1 pseudogene is annotated in these 398 nt (G+C 45.0%); it reads left to right on the top strand.

Annotation, left to right across the window (positions count from 1 at the left end):
* Positions 1-72: 72 nt before the first annotated feature.
* A pseudogene (locus A3766_RS10675) lies at positions 73-398 on the top strand (hypothetical protein); the annotation flags it as partial.

Here is a 398-nt window from a genome sequence, read left to right on the forward strand (position 1 = left end):
ACGGTTATGGCTCTTGGTGTAGCTGCGTGCGCAAGCACGGATACAAAAGAAGCTACTTCAGCGTCTGAAACAATGCAAACGCAAACAAAGATGTCAGTAAAGGTACCGGCATTATATGAAGTACACCACGATGGCCGTATTTACTTTTTCTATGATAAAGCCTTATACCAATCTTTCCTTAAGACTGGGCATACTGCTTACATGGTTGCACGCATCGGTGCAGGCCCTAAAGGCGAAACCCTAAAGTTTGCTTTGACAGGCGAAGATAAGAAGAAGCGTTCAGGTATTCCAAGTATTGATCTGATTGAATGCACTGTAGCGCCAGCCCAGCCATTCTATGGTGAAATGCGCATGGAAGGCCGAATCTACGTCTTCAGCACACTAGAAGATATGAATAG

The sequence above is a fragment of the Oleiphilus sp. HI0132 genome (assembly GCF_001635845.1).